General features: G+C 43.8%; 1 tRNA gene. It reads right to left on the bottom strand.

From position 1 onward, the window contains the following. Window positions 1–121: 121 nt before the first annotated feature. Window positions 122–193: transfer RNA gene (locus H7U37_RS15525), tRNA-Glu, on the bottom strand. Window positions 194–208 lie beyond the last annotated feature (15 nt).

Here is a 208-nt window from a genome sequence, read left to right as displayed (position 1 = left end):
AGAAACTTTCATCTGTTTTCTTCTCCTTACCGTTCTTTTCAACAGTAAGATATTATATTCTATTGTCTCAGCTTTGTCAAGAAGAACTTTCTATTAAAGTTCTCTTTCCAGAGAAAGAAAGTGACCCGTACGGGAATCGAACCCATGTTTGCGGCGTGAGAGGCCGCCGTCTTAACCGCTTGACCAACGGGCCATTGGTGCGCCTTCA

This window comes from Pseudoflavonifractor phocaeensis, assembly GCF_016901735.1.
In the GTDB taxonomy this organism is placed as follows: Bacteria; Bacillota; Clostridia; order Oscillospirales; family Oscillospiraceae; genus Pseudoflavonifractor_A.
Note: the sequence above shows the minus strand (reverse complement) of the source record. Positions and strands in the feature narration are given on the sequence as shown.